Genomic DNA, 14779 nt, shown 5'->3' with positions numbered 1-14779 from the left:
CGTCGCCATTTCAGTGCATAAAAAACCTCGGACTCTGCCGGGGTTCTGTCAGGCATTTCGCTCAGCGCTCGGCACCAAGCTGGCCTCGCTCGTCGGAGAAGACGATTTCCACCCGCCGATTCTGCGCCCGGCCACGTGCCGATGCATTTTCCGCAACCGGGAAGTCGACACCGTAACCGACGACCTGAATACGCTTGGCTTCCACGCCCAGATCCACCAGCAGATCGGCCACAGCCTGCGCGCGCGCGCGCGACAGTTCGAGATTCTCGGCGGCATCACCGGTATTGTCGGTATAGCCTTCGATCCGCACTCGGCGCTGCGGATTGATCTGCAGGAACTGCACGAGCTTGAGCGCCGTACGGTTGGCTGCTGGTTGCAGATCGGCGCGACCGGCGTCGAACAACATATCGCCCAGGGTCATCACCAGGCCGCGCTCGGTCTCGTTGGCGGCGAGTCTGACCATCTGCTCTTCCAACCAGTCGTTGTGCTGCTGCACGCTCATCAGCTTGGCTTCGCGCAAGGTCAACTGCAGACGCTGGCGTTCCAGCTCGAGCTTGGCTGCGCGTTCCTGGTTGAGACTGATATCGCTGTGTTGCCGGGCGATCTCGGCATAGCGCTGGCTAAGGTAGGCGTAATGACGCACATCGTCGCCACTGCCCCAGTAACTGGACAGGCGCTCAGCACGGCCCAGCGATTCGCCTGCGCGAATCACGTCCTTGGGTGCGGCGCGCAGCACACTGGGATCTTCCTTGACCGACTGAAAACTCAGACGCGCTTCTTCCAGAGCCTGCTCACTCGCCAACTGACTGGACGCACAACCACTCAACAGCGTACCGACCAGCATCAGACCGCCCAGATGACCAAAAGTCTTCATCACATGGCTCCCAGTTGCTGGCGCAGACGGCCGATGCGTTGATTGAGTTCGGTCAGTTGCTCCCGACCTTTGGCATTGAGGTGCTCAGCTTCAGCCAGGCGCGCATCCAGCTCGGCCTGTTCGGCCAGCAGGCGCGCCTGCTTGTGTTCACCGTCCTGCATAGCCGCCTGGGCCTGCGCGAACTTCTCTTCAGCCTGGTGAAGTGACGCGGATTGTTCGCTGACCACCCCCAGGGATTTGGTCTGCGCCAACGCCTGTTCGGTCAGCCGCATCTGCTCGGTGGGAGCAGGATCGCTGGCGCAGGCTGTCAGGCCCAGCGCCAGCAGCAAGGGAAGGGTTCGATTGATCACGAAAATTTCCTACTGAGTGACGTCGCCAACCGGATCAGGCTGCATCTGCTGCGCCTTCCACAGATCCAGATTGCGTTGCAGGAACTGCTCAGGCAGCCCGGCGGCGACCATTTCTGTCATCTTCCGCGCCAGTTGGCCACGCAGCCAAGGCTCGTTGCACGCCGAATTATGTGACAGGGCAAGGTAGAGGCCTTCGCTGGAAATCGGCGGATCCAGCACCTCCAGATCATCTTCCATGCCCAGCGTCTCGGCGAGCGCCAAGCCTGGGTAGCGCTCGTAGAGCACATAGTCGGTGCGGCCAAGCAGCAACTTCTGGAACGCCTGAGTCAAGCTGGGGACGCCCTCGAGCTTCAGGTTCTGCTTGGCGAAGGTATCGAACTGCTGACCAAAACTGTTGCCCACCAGGGTGTCGCCAGTATGCCCCTGCAAGTCGATCCAGCTGCCGTAGGGGAAGGCTTCGCCCTTGCGCACCCAGACTACGCTGGGCGTATAGAAGAACGCTGGGTGCACATAATCCATTTGCTCCAGACGTGGCAGGGTGATGAACGCGCCCGCGATTAGATCGACACGACCAGTGCGCACTTCATCCTGCGCGCGTGACCATGGCCCGGTGTAAATCACGTCGATCACCACACCCAGCTCTTTACCCAAATGCTTGAGCAAATCGGCATTGGCGCCGACCAGTTGCTGCGGGTTCTGCGGATCACGCCAGAGATAGGGCGGATACTCGGGGTTACCGGTCGCCACCAGGCGCTCGCATTTACCAGCAGCAAGGGCCGCAGTTGGCATGACGACCAGTGCGCACCACAACAACAGCGACTTAAACAGACAACGCTCAGGCATTGGCTACTCTCGGTTCATACGTGGGTCGGCGGGACAGCGGCCCCGGAGTCCTGTGTATTCATGCTAGCTTAATGGCGCCACCGGAATCAGTGCGATAAGGACGCGCCATGAAAAAACTGCTGTTCGCGCTGCTGCTCCTGCTGTCAGGTAGCGCAGCTACGCTGTATTTCTTTCCTGCGACTCAACTGGCCAGCCTGCGTCTGCTGGAACAGTACCGCGCCGGTCTCGCTAACGAGCAGCTGACTGTCCATAATCTTAACATCCATTACTACCAGGGCGGGCCGGCAAGCGCTGAAACGCTGGTGTTGCTTCATGGTTTTGCCGCCGACAAGGATAACTGGCTGCGCTTTGCTCGCCACCTGACCGCGAACTATCGCGTCATTGCCCTGGATCTGCCAGGCTTCGGCGACAGCGACCTGCCTAGCGGTAGCTACGATACCGGCACTCAGGCCGAACGTCTGGCGGATATTCTCGACGCCATGGGTATCCAGCAGGCGCACGTGCTGGGTAACTCGATGGGCGGACAGATCGCCGCCCTCTTCGCCGCACGCTACCCGGAACGCGTCCGCTCGCTGGCGCTGTTCGCCAATGCCGGAATCGACAGCCCGCAAAAGAGCGAGCTATATCGTCTGCTCGCTCGTGGCGAGCCCAATCCCCTGGTGAGCAAGCAGCCGCAGGATTTTGACAAGCTGCTGCACTTCATCTTCGTCGAGCCGCCCTATCTGCCCGAGTCGCTCAAGCGCTATCTGGGTGAGCGCGCCATGGCCCGTGCCGGGCATTACGAGATGGTGTTCAAGCAGTTGCGGGAACGCGCCATTGCTCTGGAGCCCCAGCTGACAAGAATCCAGGCACCCACCTTACTGCTGTGGGGCAAACAGGATCGAGTGCTGGACGTATCCAGCATCGAAGCCATGCAACCGTTGCTGCGCCAGCACAGCGTGGTGATCATGGATGACGTTGGTCACGCCCCCATGCTTGAACGCCCCGAAGAAAGCGCCCTGCTCTATCGGCGGTTTCTGGAAGGCCTGAAGTGACACCGGGCACACAGGAATAAAAAACCCGCTCTGGTGAGCGGGTTTCTCGTTGCGGGAAAAGCGGCTTAGAGCGACTTCTCCAGCTCCGGTACAGCTTCGAACAGGTCGGCGACCAGGCCGTAGTCAGCCACCTGGAAGATCGGCGCCTCTTCGTCCTTGTTGATCGCAACGATCACCTTGGAGTCCTTCATACCGGCCAGGTGCTGGATCGCGCCGGAGATACCGACGGCAATGTACAGCTGCGGCGCAACGATCTTGCCGGTCTGACCGACCTGCATGTCGTTCGGCACGAAACCGGCATCGACGGCAGCGCGAGAAGCGCCGACGGCAGCGCCCAGCTTGTCGGCCAGGGCGTACAGGTGCTTGAAGTTGTCGCCATTGCCCATACCGCGGCCACCGGAAACGACAATCTTGGCAGCGGTCAGTTCCGGACGGTCGGACTTGGCCAGCTCTTCGCCAACGAAGGCGGACTTGCCGGCGTCAGCCGGGCCGGAAACGGCTTCAATGGCAGCGCTGCCGCCTTCGGCAGCAGCGGCGTCAAAACCGGTGCTACGCACGGTGATCACCTTGATAGCAGCCGAGGACTGCACGGTGGCGATGGCGTTACCGGCATAGATCGGACGCTTGAAGGTGTCGGCGCTTTCAACGGCGATGATCTCGGAGATCTGATCGACGTCCAGGGCTGCAGCGACGCGCGGCAGGATGTTCTTGCCGTTGCTGGTGGCGGCAGCCAGGATGTGGCTGTAGTTCTTGCCCAGTTCGGCTACCAGCGGCGCGACATTTTCCGGCAACTGATTGGCATAGGCAGCGTTGTCGGCAACCAGCACCTTGGCTACGCCAGCGATCTTGGCAGCGGCTTCGGCAGCGGCGCCAGCGTTGGCACCGGCGACCAGAACGTGAATATCGCCACCGATCTTCTGCGCCGCAGCAACAGTGTTCAGGGTAGCGGGCGCCAGGGCGGCATTGGTGTGTTCAGCGATAACCAGGATAGTCATTTAGATTACCTTCGCCTCGTTCTTCAGTTTCTCGACCAGTTCAGCCACGGACTTGACCTTGATGCCGGCGCTGCGAGCAGCCGGTGCTTCGACTTTCAGGGTCTTGACGGTGGAAGCGGTGGAAACGCCCAGCGCGTCCGGAGTGACGGTTTCCAGCGGCTTCTTCTTGGCCTTCATGATGTTCGGCAGCGACGCGTAGCGCGGCTCGTTCAGACGCAGGTCGGTGGTGACGATCGCCGGCAGGTTCAGCGCAACGGTCTGCAGACCGCCATCGATCTCACGAGTGACGTTGACCTTGTCGCCAGCCACTTCAACCTTGGAGGCGAAGGTGCCTTGGCCGAAGCCAGTCAGGGCGCCCAGCATCTGGCCGGTCTGGTTGTTATCGCTGTCGATGGCTTGCTTGCCCATGATCACCAGCTGCGGCTGCTCCTTGTCGACCACAGCCTTGAGCAGCTTGGCCACGGCCAGGGAGTTCAGCTCATCGTTGGACTCGACCAGGATGGCGCGGTCGGCGCCGAGGGCCAGCGCGGTGCGCAGTTGCTCCTGCGCAGTAGCCGGGCCGATGGTGACGACGACGATCTCGCTCGCCACGCCCTTTTCCTTCAGGCGTACGGCCTCTTCCACGGCGATTTCGCAGAAGGGGTTCATGGACATCTTGACGTTGGCGAGGTCGACGCCGCTGTTGTCCGCCTTGACGCGAACCTTGACGTTGTAGTCGACCACTCGTTTGACAGCTACAAGAACCTTCATGGATTCCTCGTTACTCTCCGGTGAATAAGAATGTCGCCAAGGCGAGCCTGGCCGGTGATGCAAAAGCGACCGCATCCAACCTTTCAGCTCAGACGGCGAGCGCAAAACCGCCCGTATCTTGACCCCGCAGCCTAGCCTGGTCAATACAGCGAACCGGCCGGTCATCTGCGATGTAGTAGGATTCTAGCAGGCCTACAGAAAATTCAAACAAACGTTTGTATTGGCCCGCCGAGAGGGTGTAGATATAATGCCCACGCCGTGCTTAGGGAGCGAGCCGCGCCCTCCCCTATAAAACATCGAAGAGCCTTGAGTAGGAGATAGCCTGTGGAACGCGAATTTATGGAGTTCGACGTCGTCATCGTCGGCGCCGGCCCGTCCGGACTGTCCGCCGCCTGCCGACTGAAGCAGAAAGCCGCAGAAGCGGGCCAGGAGATCAGCGTCTGCGTGGTCGAGAAAGGCTCCGAAGTTGGCGCTCACATCCTCTCCGGTGCGGTCTTCGAACCGCGCGCCCTGACCGAACTCTTCCCCGACTGGAAAGAGCTGGGTGCACCGCTCAATACCCCGGTCAAGCGCGACGATATCTACCTGCTGCGCGACGCCGACAAGGCTACCCGAATTCCTGACTTCTTTGTGCCGAAAACCATGCACAACGAAGGCAATTACATCATTTCCCTCGGCAATCTGTGCCGCTGGCTGGCCCAGCAGGCCGAGAATCTGGGCGTGGAGATCTACCCGGGCTTCGCTGCTCAGGAAGCGCTGATCGACGAAAACGGCGTGGTGCGCGGCATCGTCACCGGTGATCTGGGCGTCGACCGCGAAGGCAACCCCAAGGAAGGTTACTACACTCCCGGCATGGAGCTGCGTGCCAAGTACACCCTGTTCGCCGAAGGCTGCCGTGGCCATATCGGCAAACAGCTGATCAAGAAGTACAACCTCGACAGCGAGGCCGACGCTCAGCACTACGGCATCGGCATCAAGGAAATCTGGGACATCGATCCGGCCAAGCATGAACAAGGCCTGGTGGTACACACTGCCGGCTGGCCGATGGACATCATGGGCACCGAGAACACAGGCGGCTCCTTCCTCTATCACCTGGAAAACAACCAGGTCGTAGTGGGCCTGATCATCGACCTGTCCTACGCCAACCCGCACCTGTCGCCGTTCGACGAGTTCCAGCGCTACAAGCACCATCCGGTGATTGCCCAGTATCTGGAAGGCGGCAAGCGCGTCGCCTATGGCGCTCGCGCCATCTGCAAGGGTGGCCTGAATTCGCTGCCGAAGATGGTCTTCCCCGGCGGCGCGCTGATCGGCTGCGACCTTGGCACCCTCAACTTCGCCAAGATCAAGGGCAGCCACACCGCCATGAAGTCCGGCATGCTGGCTGCCGACGCCATCGCCGAAGCCCTGGCGGCCGGCCGCGAAGGTGGCGACGAGCTGACCAACTATGTCGATGGCTTCAAGGCCAGTTGGCTGTACGACGAACTGTTCCGCAGCCGCAACTTCGGTGCGGCCATCCACAAGTACGGCGCCATCATCGGCGGCGGCATCAACTGGCTGGACCAGAACATCTTCGGCGGCAAGGCCCCCTTCACCCTGCACGACAACAAGCCGGATTACGCCTGCCTGAAGCCGGCGGCCGAGTGCGCGAAGATCGCCTACCCGAAACCGGACGGCAAACTGAGCTTCGACAAGCTCTCCTCGGTGTTCCTCTCCAACACCAACCATGAAGAAGAGCAGCCCTGCCACCTGAAGCTCACCGACCCGAGCATCCCGCTGGCGAAGAACCTGCCGCTGTACGACGAACCGGCGCAGCGCTACTGCCCGGCTGGCGTATACGAAGTGGTGACGCAGGAAGACGGCGAGAAGAAGTTCCAGATCAACGCGCAGAACTGCGTTCACTGCAAGACCTGCGACATCAAGGACCCGGCCCAGAACATCACCTGGGTGGCGCCGGAAGGCACCGGCGGCCCGAATTACCCCAACATGTAATTCGGCCACGCATGAAAAAGGCTCCTTCGGGAGCCTTTTTCGTTTTTGCCAAATCTGCAACAGTTGTAGGGCGGGTTTAACCCGCCACAGTCTGCCGGCGGGTTGCACCCGCCCTACCGCACTCAATCCTGATAGATCATCTTGCGACTCATGCCGCCGTCGATGATGAACTCCTGTCCGGTGATGAAACCGGCCGCATCGGAGAGCAGCCAGGCGACCTGCGCCGCTACATCCTCAACGGTACCCACACGGCCGACCGGATGTTGCGCATGATCGAACACCGACAGCGGCTCCAGGCGCTGCTGCGACGGGTCGCGAGAGTCGATCCAGCCTGGGCTGACGCAGTTGACGCGCACCTCCGGGCCCAGGCTGATCGACAGCGCGTGAGTGAGCGCAACCAACCCGCCCTTGCTCGCAGCATAGGCCTCACAATCGGCCTCGGACTGGCTGGCGCGGGTGGAGGCGATATTGACGATGGCGCCGCGATGCCCACGCAAATATGGCGCACAGTGCTTGGCCAGCAGCATGGCGCCGGTCAGGTTGACCGCCAGCAGGCGATTCCAGCGCTTGAGGTCGAGCGACTCCAGCGGCGGCGTGTGCGGATCGGAGATAGCCGCATTGCACACCAGCGCATCGAGGCGGCCGAACTGGCCGAGTATCTCGGCAACACCGACACTGACCTGATCTTCCTTTGCTACGTCCATGGCGACGAACCAGGCATTGTTACCCAGCACACGCGCTACTTTGGAGCCCCGCTCACGGTCCACGTCGGCCAGCACCACCTGCCAGCCCTCGGTGATCAGCCAGGCGCTGATGCCTAAGCCAATACCGCGCGCGGCTCCGGTGACCAACGCGACACGCCCATTGTTGGGCGTGTCATTCGTGCCCCACTCCAACATGCTCAGAGTGCGGCCAGGCCGCGCGCCAGGTCTGCCTTGAGGTCTTCCAGCTCTTCCAGGCCCACTGCAACGCGAATCAGGCTGTCGCGGATGCCAGCGTTGGCGCGCTCCTGCGGCGTCAGCCGACCGTGCGAAGTGGTTGCCGGGTGGGCGATGGTGGTCTTGGTGTCGCCGAGGTTGGTGGTGATCGAGATGACGCGAGTGCCATCGATCACTTTCCACGCGGCGTCACGACCGCCCTTGACCTCGAAACTGACCACCGCGCCAAAGGCGCTCTGCTGCTTCTTCGCCAGCTCGTGCTGCGGATGGCTGGGCAGGCCAGCGTAGTACACACGCTCGACCTGCGGCTGCTGTTCCAGCCACAGCGCCAGTTGCAGGGCACTCTCGCTCTGCGCGCGCATACGGATGCGCAGCGTCTCCAGGCCCTTGACGAACATCCAGGCGTTGAACGGGCTGAGGGTCGGCCCGGCTGTACGCAGGAACCCCACCACTTCTTTCATCTGCTCACTGCGACCGGCAACCACACCGCCCAGGCCACGCCCCTGGCCGTCGATGTACTTGGTCGCCGAATGCATGACGATGTCTGCGCCAAGTTTCAGCGGCTGCTGCAGGGCCGGCGTGCAGAAACAGTTGTCCACCGCCAGCAGCGCGCCGCGAGCATGGGCGATCTCGGCCAGTGCGGCGATATCCACCAGTTCGGCCAGCGGGTTGGAAGGCGATTCGACGAACAGCAGCTTGGTATTGGGCTTGAACGCGGTCTGCCAGGCATCCAGATCCGCCAGCGGCACGTAATCCACCTCGATGCCAAAGCGCTTGAGGTACTTCTCGAACAGGCTGATGGTCGAACCGAATACGCTGCGCGATACCAACACATGGTCACCGCCACTGCACAGGCTCATGACGATGGCAAGAATCGCCGACATACCGGAGGCAGTGGCCACCGCCTGCTCGGCGCCTTCCAGTGCGGCAATGCGCTCTTCGAAGGTACGCACGGTGGGGTTGGTATAGCGCGAATAGACGTTGCCCGGCACTTCGCCAGCAAAACGCGCGGCGGCATCGGCAGCGGTACGGAACACGTAACTGGACGTCAGGTACAACGCTTCGCCATGCTCACCCTCAGGCGAACGGTGCTGGCCGGCACGCACCGCCAGGGTGTCGAAGCCTACGCCATCCAGGTCACTATCAAGCCTGCCGGCTTCCCATTCCACAGCCATATCGCTACCTCACAAAAAGGGCAGGACTACTGCCCTGCCCGCTCGAATCAGTTGTTATACAGATCGATGATCGCGCTGACTGCCTGCGACTTGACCTTGCTGGCATCGTTGCGTGCCTGCTCGATCTTATCCAGGTAGGCCTCATCGACGTCACCAGTGACGTACTTGCCGTCAAACACTGCGCAGTCGAAGTTGTCGATCTTGATCTTCTTGCTGCCGCTGACTGCTTCGATCAGGTCCGGCAGGTCCTGATAAACCAGCCAGTCGGCACCGATCAGCTCGCAGACCTCCTCGGTGCTGCGGCCATGGGCGATCAGCTCATGGGCGCTGGGCATGTCGATGCCGTAGACGTTCGGGTAGCGCACCGCCGGGGCTGCCGAGCAGAAGTAGACATTCTTCGCGCCGGCCTCGCGGGCCATCTGAATGATCTGCTTGCAGGTGGTGCCACGGACGATGGAGTCGTCCACCAGCATCACGTTCTTGCCGCGGAACTCCAGCTCGATGGCGTTGAGCTTCTGCCGTACGGATTTCTTGCGCGCCGCCTGGCCGGGCATGATGAAGGTGCGGCCGATGTAGCGGTTCTTGACGAAACCTTCGCGGAATTTCACGCCCAGGTGATTGGCCAGCTCCAACGCCGCGGTACGGCTGGTGTCAGGAATCGGGATGACCACGTCGATGTCATGATCCGGACGCTCGCGCAGGATCTTGTCGGCCAGCTTCTCGCCCATGCGCAGACGCGCCTTGTACACCGAGATACCGTCCATGATCGAGTCCGGGCGCGCCAGGTAAACGTGCTCGAAGATGCAGGGCGCATACTGCGGGTTGGCCGCGCACTGACGGGTGAACAGCTTGCCCTCTTCGGTGATGTAGACCGCCTCGCCCGGCGCCAGGTCGCGGATCAGGGTGAAGCCGAGCACGTCCAGCGATACGCTCTCGGACGCGATCATGTACTCGACGCCTTCATCGGTATGGCGCTGGCCGAAGACGATCGGACGAATGCCATTCGGGTCGCGGAAGCCGACGATGCCATAGCCGGTGATCATCGCGACGACGGCGTAACCGCCCAGGCAGCGCTCGTGCACGTGGGTAACGGCGGCGAACACATCTTCTTCGGTCGGCTGCAGCTTGCCGCGCTGGGCCAACTCATGGGCGAACACGTTGAGCAGCACTTCCGAATCGGAGTTGGTGTTCACGTGACGCAGATCGGACTCGTAGATTTCCTTGGCCAACTGCTCGACGTTGGTCAGGTTGCCGTTGTGCGCCAGGGTGATGCCGTACGGCGAGTTGACGTAGAACGGCTGAGCTTCGGCCGAGCTGGAGCTGCCAGCGGTCGGGTAGCGCACATGGCCGATGCCCATATGGCCAACCAGGCGCTGCATGTGGCGCTGCTGGAACACGTCACGCACCAGGCCGTTGTCCTTGCGCAGGAACAGGCGGCCATCATGGCTGGTGACAATACCGGCAGCATCCTGGCCGCGGTGCTGGAGGACGGTGAGCCCGTCATACAGCGCCTGATTGACGTTCGATTTACCGACGATACCGACGATGCCACACATGTGCCACGACCCCTGCTAGATAGTTCAGGCTAATTCAGCGACCGATGCAGCGGTTACTCCGCAGCGGTCACTCTTTTAAAGCAGATCAGCTGGGTGAGCCGACCTACCGGTAAACCACTGATCGGACCACCCCAGAATGAGGTTCTTCGACCAATCGGCGACCATCAGAAAATGCGGCACCAGTTGCGACTGTTGCCACCACGTATCCTGCTCCACTGGCGCCAGGCTGATCAGCCCGACCAGCAGCACCACCAACAAACCACCACGTGCGGCGCCGAATACCATGCCGAGAAAACGGTCGGTACCGGACAGGCCAGTCACGCGGATCAGCTCACCAATGAGGAAATTGACCAGAGCGCCCACCAGCAAGGTGGCGATGAAGAGAATGGCACAGGCTGCGATGACCCGCGCGGAAGGCGTTTCGATAAACTCGACGAGATGCTGGGCCAGTGCGCCACCGAACATCCAGGCGACCACACCTGCGATGATCCAGGTCAGCAGCGACAGGGCTTCCTTGACGAAGCCGCGCTTGAGACTGATCAAACTAGAAATGGCGATGACGGCGATGATCGCCCAATCGACCCAGGTGAATACCACGGTGCGGCCTACCAGCGGAAAAGGCGGAGCATTTTAGCAGAGCCCGGCACATCGAGTAACCAGGCACTGCAAAGTCCCTTGCTTGCTTAGCCTGCCTCCGGCTGGAAGCGCACGACAAAACCACTGAGCTTGTGCTGGCGATTGAGCTGATCACGCAGACGCTCGGCTTCGGCACGCTCGATCAACGGCCCGACAAACACCCGGTTCATGCCGTCGAAGGCACGGATATAGGCGTTGTAGCCCTGGCTGCGCAGGGTTTTCTGCAGATTTTCTGCTCCAGCGCGACTGGACAAGCTGGCCAGCTGCACCGACCAGCTGATCGGCAGGCTATTGGCGTCCAGGCGCCCTTCCGGCTTGGCAGGAGCAGCGCTCGCCGCCTGTTCGGTCTTGACCGGATCGGGCTTGCTCTGTTGCGCGACAGGCGGCGGGGTCGGCTTGGGCTGCTCAGGCACCTCGACGATCTGAGGTTCCACCTCTTCGACGGGAACCGGCTCCTGCGGCAACTCCTCGGGCTCGACGACCTCGGCAGGCTGCACGATGACCTCGGCAGCAGCCGGCGCTTGCGGCATGGCCGGCGCATCCACTACCACGCGGCGCATCTCGTCCTCGCGCGACAGCAGCATCGGCAGGAAAATCACCGCCAGCGCCACCAGCACCAGAGCACCGACCATGCGCTGCTTGAGCCCACTGTCCAGCATTGCCATCCCCAATCCCCTTATCAAGCCGGGCGGGCCAGCCAATCCAGGGCCTCGGCCACGCAGAAAAACGATCCGAACAACAGTATCTCGTCACCCTCTGCCGCCTGCTCGCACTGCGCATCGAGCGCGGCACGCACATCCGGGTACTGCACCACCGCCGCGCCCTGCCCCCGCAGGTGCTCGGCCAGGTCATCGGCAGAGCGTGAACGCGGCGTATCCAGCGGCGCCACGGCCCAGCCAGCAACCAGACTCAGAAGCGGTGACACCACGCCGGGCAGATCCTTGTCGGCCAACAAACCGAACACCGCCCAGCGCTGCCCGGCCAGCGGGCGACTCTCCAGGCGCTGCGCCAGATAATCGGCGGCATGAGGATTATGCCCAACATCGAGCAACAGTGTGAGTGACTTGCCTCGCCAATCCAGCGCACGACGATCCAGACGCCCGGTTACCCGCGTGGCGAGCAGGGCCTGAACGACCTGCTGGTGATTCCACGGCAGCGGCAGAAGCGCATAGGCCTGCAACGCCAGCGCCGCGTTTTCCATCGGCAGATCGAGAAGCGGCAGCTGCTCCAACCGCAGCACCTGGCCATGCGCATCGAGGCCATACCAGGACCAGTCCTGCGCCTGCACACTGAGGTCGTAGTCACGACCACGCAGGAACAACGGCGCGTCCAAAGTCACCGCCTGCTCCAGCAAGGGCTGCGGTGGGTCGAGATCACCGCACAACGCAGGCATGCCGGCGCGCATGATCCCGGCCTTTTCGAAGGCGACCGATTCACGGGTATCGCCCAGCCAGTCGGCGTGATCCAGACCAATGCTGGTGATCAGGGCCAGATCGGCATCGACCAGGTTCACCGCATCCAGGCGTCCACCGAGGCCGACTTCGAGCACCACGGCATCCAGCTGAGCACGCTCGAACAGCCAGAAGGCCGCCAGCGTACCCATCTCGAAATAGGTCAGGGAAATTTCACCACGCGCGGCCTCGACCGCAGTGAAAGCCCGACACAGCTCTTCATCGCCCGCCTCGCGCCCATCCAGCAACACACGCTCGTTGTAACGCAGCAGGTGCGGTGAACTGTAGACACCGACACGCTGCCCCTGGGCTGCGATCAGGCTGGCGAGAAAGGCGCAGGTAGAGCCCTTGCCATTGGTACCGGTGACGGTAACCACCAATGGCGCAGGTTTGCCCAGGCCGAGCCGCTGCGCCACCTCACGCGAGCGCTCCAACCCCATGTCAATGGACGACGGATGCAACCGCTCGAGGTAGGCGAGCCACTCGCCCAGGCTACGTTCGGTCATGCAGTGGCCGGCAGGGGAACCGGAGACGGACGATTCATCATTTGCGCAAGCAGACGCGCCAGGCGTGGACGCAGTTCATTGCGCGAAATGATCATGTCGATGGCGCCATGTTCCAGCAGGAACTCGCTACGCTGGAAGCCTTCCGGCAGCTTCTCGCGCACGGTCTGCTCGATCACGCGCGGGCCGGCAAAACCGATCAGCGCCTTCGGCTCGGCCACGATGACATCACCAAGCATCGCCAGGCTGGCGGAAACACCGCCATAGACCGGATCAGTCAGCACGGAGATGAACGGCAGGCCTTCTTCACGCAGGCGCGCCAGGGCGGCGGCAGTCTTGGCCATCTGCATCAGCGAGATCAGCGCTTCCTGCATGCGTGCGCCGCCGGAAGCGGAGAAGCACACCAGCGGGCAGCGTTTTTCCAGCGCGACATTGGCCGCCCGAACGAAACGCTCGCCAACGACGGCGCCCATGGAACCACCCATGAAGGAAAACTCGAACGCGCAAACGGCGATCGGCATACCTTCGAGGGTGCCGCTCATGGAGATCAGCGCGTCTTTCTCGCCAGTCTGCTTCTGCGCAGCGCTCAGACGATCCTTGTACTTCTTGCTGTCGCGGAATTTCAGGCGGTCGACCGGCTCGAGATCGGCACCGATCTCCTCGCGCCCCTCGGCATCGAGGAAGAGGTCGATACGCGCACGAGCACCGATACGCATGTGGTGATTGCACTTGGGGCAGACATCGAGTGCCTTTTCCAGCTCAGGACGGTAGAGCACGGCATCACAGGACGGACATTTGTGCCACAGGCCCTCGGGCACAGAGCTCTTCTTCACCTCGGAACGCATGATCGAGGGAATGAGTTTGTCTACCAACCAGTTGCTCATGCTGTCATTTCTCCATAACCGTTGGTTCGGATGAACGCCTCATCGTGAAACGCCCATCTCCAGCAATTCTTTTCTGCCGCACCCAGCGCCCGCCGAAACGAGCCAAGGCGGCGTGACAGGCTAATTGACGGCCCTGCTTCAATCGCCGTCACATCGAGCATCACGCACTGCCCGCACGAATGCACGAATCTTGCCTGCATCCTTTATGCCTTTACTGGCCTCTACCCCGCCGCTGACATCCACGGCATAGGGCCGCACCTGGCGAATAGCCGTCGCGACATTGCCTGCATCCAGGCCGCCGGCCAGGATGATTGGCTTGGCGGCATTTTCCGGCACCAGCGACCAATCGAACGAAGCGCCCGTACCACCCGGAACGCCCTCGACGAAGGTATCCAGCAGAATACCCCGCGCACCAGCGTACGGCGCCATGGCGGCCGATACGTCCTCACCGGGGCGAACCCGCAGCGCCTTGATATAGGGGCGGCCATGGCCTTCACAGTCGGCCGGCGACTCATCACCGTGAAACTGCAGCAGATCCAGCGGCAGGCGCTGCAACAACTGTTGCAGCTCGTCGTGCGGCATGTCGACGAACAGCCCGACACTGGTCACGAACGGCGGTAACGCCTGCAGGATAGCTGCGGCCTGCTCGATGCTGACTGCTCGCGGGCTTTTCCCGTAGAACACCAGACCAATGGCGTCGGCTCCCGCCTCCACCGCTGCCAGAGCATCCTCGATGCGGGTGATCCCACAAATCTTGCTACGTACGACCGTCACGTTCATACCTCTCGCCATCCGGGCTCG

General features: G+C 62.0%; 15 protein-coding genes. 2 read left to right on the top strand and 13 right to left on the bottom strand.

Translation table 11 applies throughout. From position 1 onward, the window contains the following. Positions 1–61: 61 nt before the first annotated feature. From DBO86_RS04465 to DBO86_RS04455, 3 genes are read right to left on the bottom strand one after another with little or no spacing between them, the layout of a single operon-like run. Positions 62–874, bottom strand: a complete 813-nt coding sequence (locus DBO86_RS04465) for an OmpA family protein (RefSeq protein WP_074859028.1) — start codon at positions 872–874, stop codon at positions 62–64. Continuing rightward, positions 874–1224 carry a DUF4398 domain-containing protein gene (locus DBO86_RS04460; RefSeq protein WP_075747068.1) on the bottom strand — a complete coding sequence of 117 codons (351 nt, stop codon included), beginning with the start codon at positions 1222–1224 and terminating at the stop codon, positions 874–876. Before DBO86_RS04460 ends, DBO86_RS04465 begins: the two co-directional genes overlap by 1 nt. Positions 1225–1233: 9 nt before the next feature. After that, a complete protein-coding gene (locus DBO86_RS04455) occupies positions 1234–2067 on the bottom strand; it encodes a substrate-binding periplasmic protein (protein WP_108233079.1) in 834 nt (277 codons plus the stop codon). 107 nt (positions 2068–2174) lie between these two features. On the opposite strand from DBO86_RS04455, the gene DBO86_RS04450 reads away from it, so the two are divergent. Further along, on the top strand, positions 2175–3101 hold the full coding sequence (locus tag DBO86_RS04450; protein ID WP_108233078.1) for an alpha/beta fold hydrolase: 927 nt from the start codon (positions 2175–2177) through the stop codon (positions 3099–3101). Between the two features lie 65 nt (positions 3102–3166). On the opposite strand, the gene DBO86_RS04445 is transcribed toward DBO86_RS04450, so the two are convergent. Together DBO86_RS04445 and DBO86_RS04440 are read right to left on the bottom strand one after the other, a co-directional pair. Beyond that, positions 3167–4096, bottom strand: coding sequence for an electron transfer flavoprotein subunit alpha/FixB family protein (locus DBO86_RS04445; RefSeq protein WP_003461133.1), 930 nt, complete (start codon positions 4094–4096; stop codon positions 3167–3169). Continuing rightward, positions 4097–4846: an electron transfer flavoprotein subunit beta/FixA family protein gene (locus tag DBO86_RS04440; RefSeq protein ID WP_024307880.1), complete on the bottom strand. Its 750-nt coding sequence runs from the start codon at positions 4844–4846 to the stop codon at positions 4097–4099. It abuts the gene before it with no gap. Between the two features lie 324 nt (positions 4847–5170). Here DBO86_RS04440 and DBO86_RS04435 point away from each other — a divergent pair, with 324 nt between their 5' ends. Next, the gene (locus DBO86_RS04435) at positions 5171–6835 is read left to right on the top strand and encodes an electron transfer flavoprotein-ubiquinone oxidoreductase (protein ID WP_108233077.1); all 1665 of its coding nucleotides are present in this window, start codon (positions 5171–5173) and stop codon (positions 6833–6835) included. Between the two features lie 122 nt (positions 6836–6957). Here DBO86_RS04435 and DBO86_RS04430 read toward each other — a convergent pair whose 3' ends face one another. The 8 genes from DBO86_RS04430 to DBO86_RS04395 all read right to left on the bottom strand — a co-directional run bounded on the left by DBO86_RS04430 (position 6958) and on the right by DBO86_RS04395 (position 14770). Beyond that, positions 6958–7734 carry an SDR family oxidoreductase gene (locus DBO86_RS04430; RefSeq protein WP_108233076.1) on the bottom strand — a complete coding sequence of 259 codons (777 nt, stop codon included), beginning with the start codon at positions 7732–7734 and terminating at the stop codon, positions 6958–6960. A 2-nt stretch (positions 7735–7736) separates the two neighbouring features. Beyond that, positions 7737–8948 carry an O-succinylhomoserine sulfhydrylase gene (locus DBO86_RS04425; RefSeq protein ID WP_108233075.1) on the bottom strand — a complete coding sequence of 404 codons (1212 nt, stop codon included), beginning with the start codon at positions 8946–8948 and terminating at the stop codon, positions 7737–7739. A gap of 47 nt (positions 8949–8995) precedes the next feature. After that, positions 8996–10504 carry an amidophosphoribosyltransferase gene (gene purF / locus DBO86_RS04420; RefSeq protein WP_003461126.1) on the bottom strand — a complete coding sequence of 503 codons (1509 nt, stop codon included), beginning with the start codon at positions 10502–10504 and terminating at the stop codon, positions 8996–8998. 75 nt (positions 10505–10579) lie between these two features. Continuing rightward, positions 10580–11101 carry a CvpA family protein gene (locus DBO86_RS04415; RefSeq protein ID WP_108233074.1) on the bottom strand — a complete coding sequence of 174 codons (522 nt, stop codon included), beginning with the start codon at positions 11099–11101 and terminating at the stop codon, positions 10580–10582. 86 nt (positions 11102–11187) lie between these two features. Next, complete coding sequence (locus DBO86_RS04410) at positions 11188–11805, bottom strand: SPOR domain-containing protein (RefSeq protein ID WP_003461124.1); 618 nt, start codon at positions 11803–11805, stop codon at positions 11188–11190. A 14-nt stretch (positions 11806–11819) separates the two neighbouring features. After that, complete coding sequence (gene folC / locus DBO86_RS04405; protein ID WP_108233073.1) at positions 11820–13097, bottom strand: bifunctional tetrahydrofolate synthase/dihydrofolate synthase; 1278 nt, start codon at positions 13095–13097, stop codon at positions 11820–11822. Beyond that, on the bottom strand, positions 13094–13978 hold the full coding sequence (gene accD, locus DBO86_RS04400; protein WP_092374952.1) for an acetyl-CoA carboxylase, carboxyltransferase subunit beta: 885 nt from the start codon (positions 13976–13978) through the stop codon (positions 13094–13096). Before accD ends, folC begins: the two co-directional genes overlap by 4 nt. A 138-nt stretch (positions 13979–14116) precedes the next feature. Further along, positions 14117–14770 carry a phosphoribosylanthranilate isomerase gene (locus DBO86_RS04395; RefSeq protein WP_108233072.1) on the bottom strand — a complete coding sequence of 218 codons (654 nt, stop codon included), beginning with the start codon at positions 14768–14770 and terminating at the stop codon, positions 14117–14119. Positions 14771–14779: the final 9 nt, after the last annotated feature.

The organism is Ectopseudomonas oleovorans (assembly GCF_003052605.1).
Lineage (GTDB): Bacteria > Pseudomonadota > Gammaproteobacteria > Pseudomonadales > Pseudomonadaceae > Aquipseudomonas > Aquipseudomonas oleovorans_A.
This window is presented reverse-complemented; position numbering and strand designations above follow the sequence as displayed.

What these genes read in the sequence shown, in the direction of transcription:
- DBO86_RS04465 (WP_074859028.1), bottom strand. Translation starts at nt 874, where the DNA reads ATGAAGACTTTTGGTCATCTGGGCGGTCTGATGCTGGTCGGTACGCTG.
- DBO86_RS04455 (WP_108233079.1), bottom strand. Translation starts at nt 2,067, where the DNA reads ATGCCTGAGCGTTGTCTGTTTAAGTCGCTGTTGTTGTGGTGCGCACTG.
- DBO86_RS04450 (WP_108233078.1), top strand. Translation starts at nt 2,175, where the DNA reads ATGAAAAAACTGCTGTTCGCGCTGCTGCTCCTGCTGTCAGGTAGCGCA.
- DBO86_RS04445 (WP_003461133.1), bottom strand. Translation starts at nt 4,096, where the DNA reads ATGACTATCCTGGTTATCGCTGAACACACCAATGCCGCCCTGGCGCCC.
- DBO86_RS04440 (WP_024307880.1), bottom strand. Translation starts at nt 4,846, where the DNA reads ATGAAGGTTCTTGTAGCTGTCAAACGAGTGGTCGACTACAACGTCAAG.
- DBO86_RS04430 (WP_108233076.1), bottom strand. Translation starts at nt 7,734, where the DNA reads ATGTTGGAGTGGGGCACGAATGACACGCCCAACAATGGGCGTGTCGCG.
- DBO86_RS04425 (WP_108233075.1), bottom strand. Translation starts at nt 8,948, where the DNA reads ATGGCTGTGGAATGGGAAGCCGGCAGGCTTGATAGTGACCTGGATGGC.
- purF (WP_003461126.1), bottom strand. Translation starts at nt 10,504, where the DNA reads ATGTGTGGCATCGTCGGTATCGTCGGTAAATCGAACGTCAATCAGGCG.
- DBO86_RS04410 (WP_003461124.1), bottom strand. Translation starts at nt 11,805, where the DNA reads ATGGCAATGCTGGACAGTGGGCTCAAGCAGCGCATGGTCGGTGCTCTG.
- folC (WP_108233073.1), bottom strand. Translation starts at nt 13,097, where the DNA reads ATGACCGAACGTAGCCTGGGCGAGTGGCTCGCCTACCTCGAGCGGTTG.
- accD (WP_092374952.1), bottom strand. Translation starts at nt 13,978, where the DNA reads ATGAGCAACTGGTTGGTAGACAAACTCATTCCCTCGATCATGCGTTCC.
- DBO86_RS04395 (WP_108233072.1), bottom strand. Translation starts at nt 14,770, where the DNA reads ATGGCGAGAGGTATGAACGTGACGGTCGTACGTAGCAAGATTTGTGGG.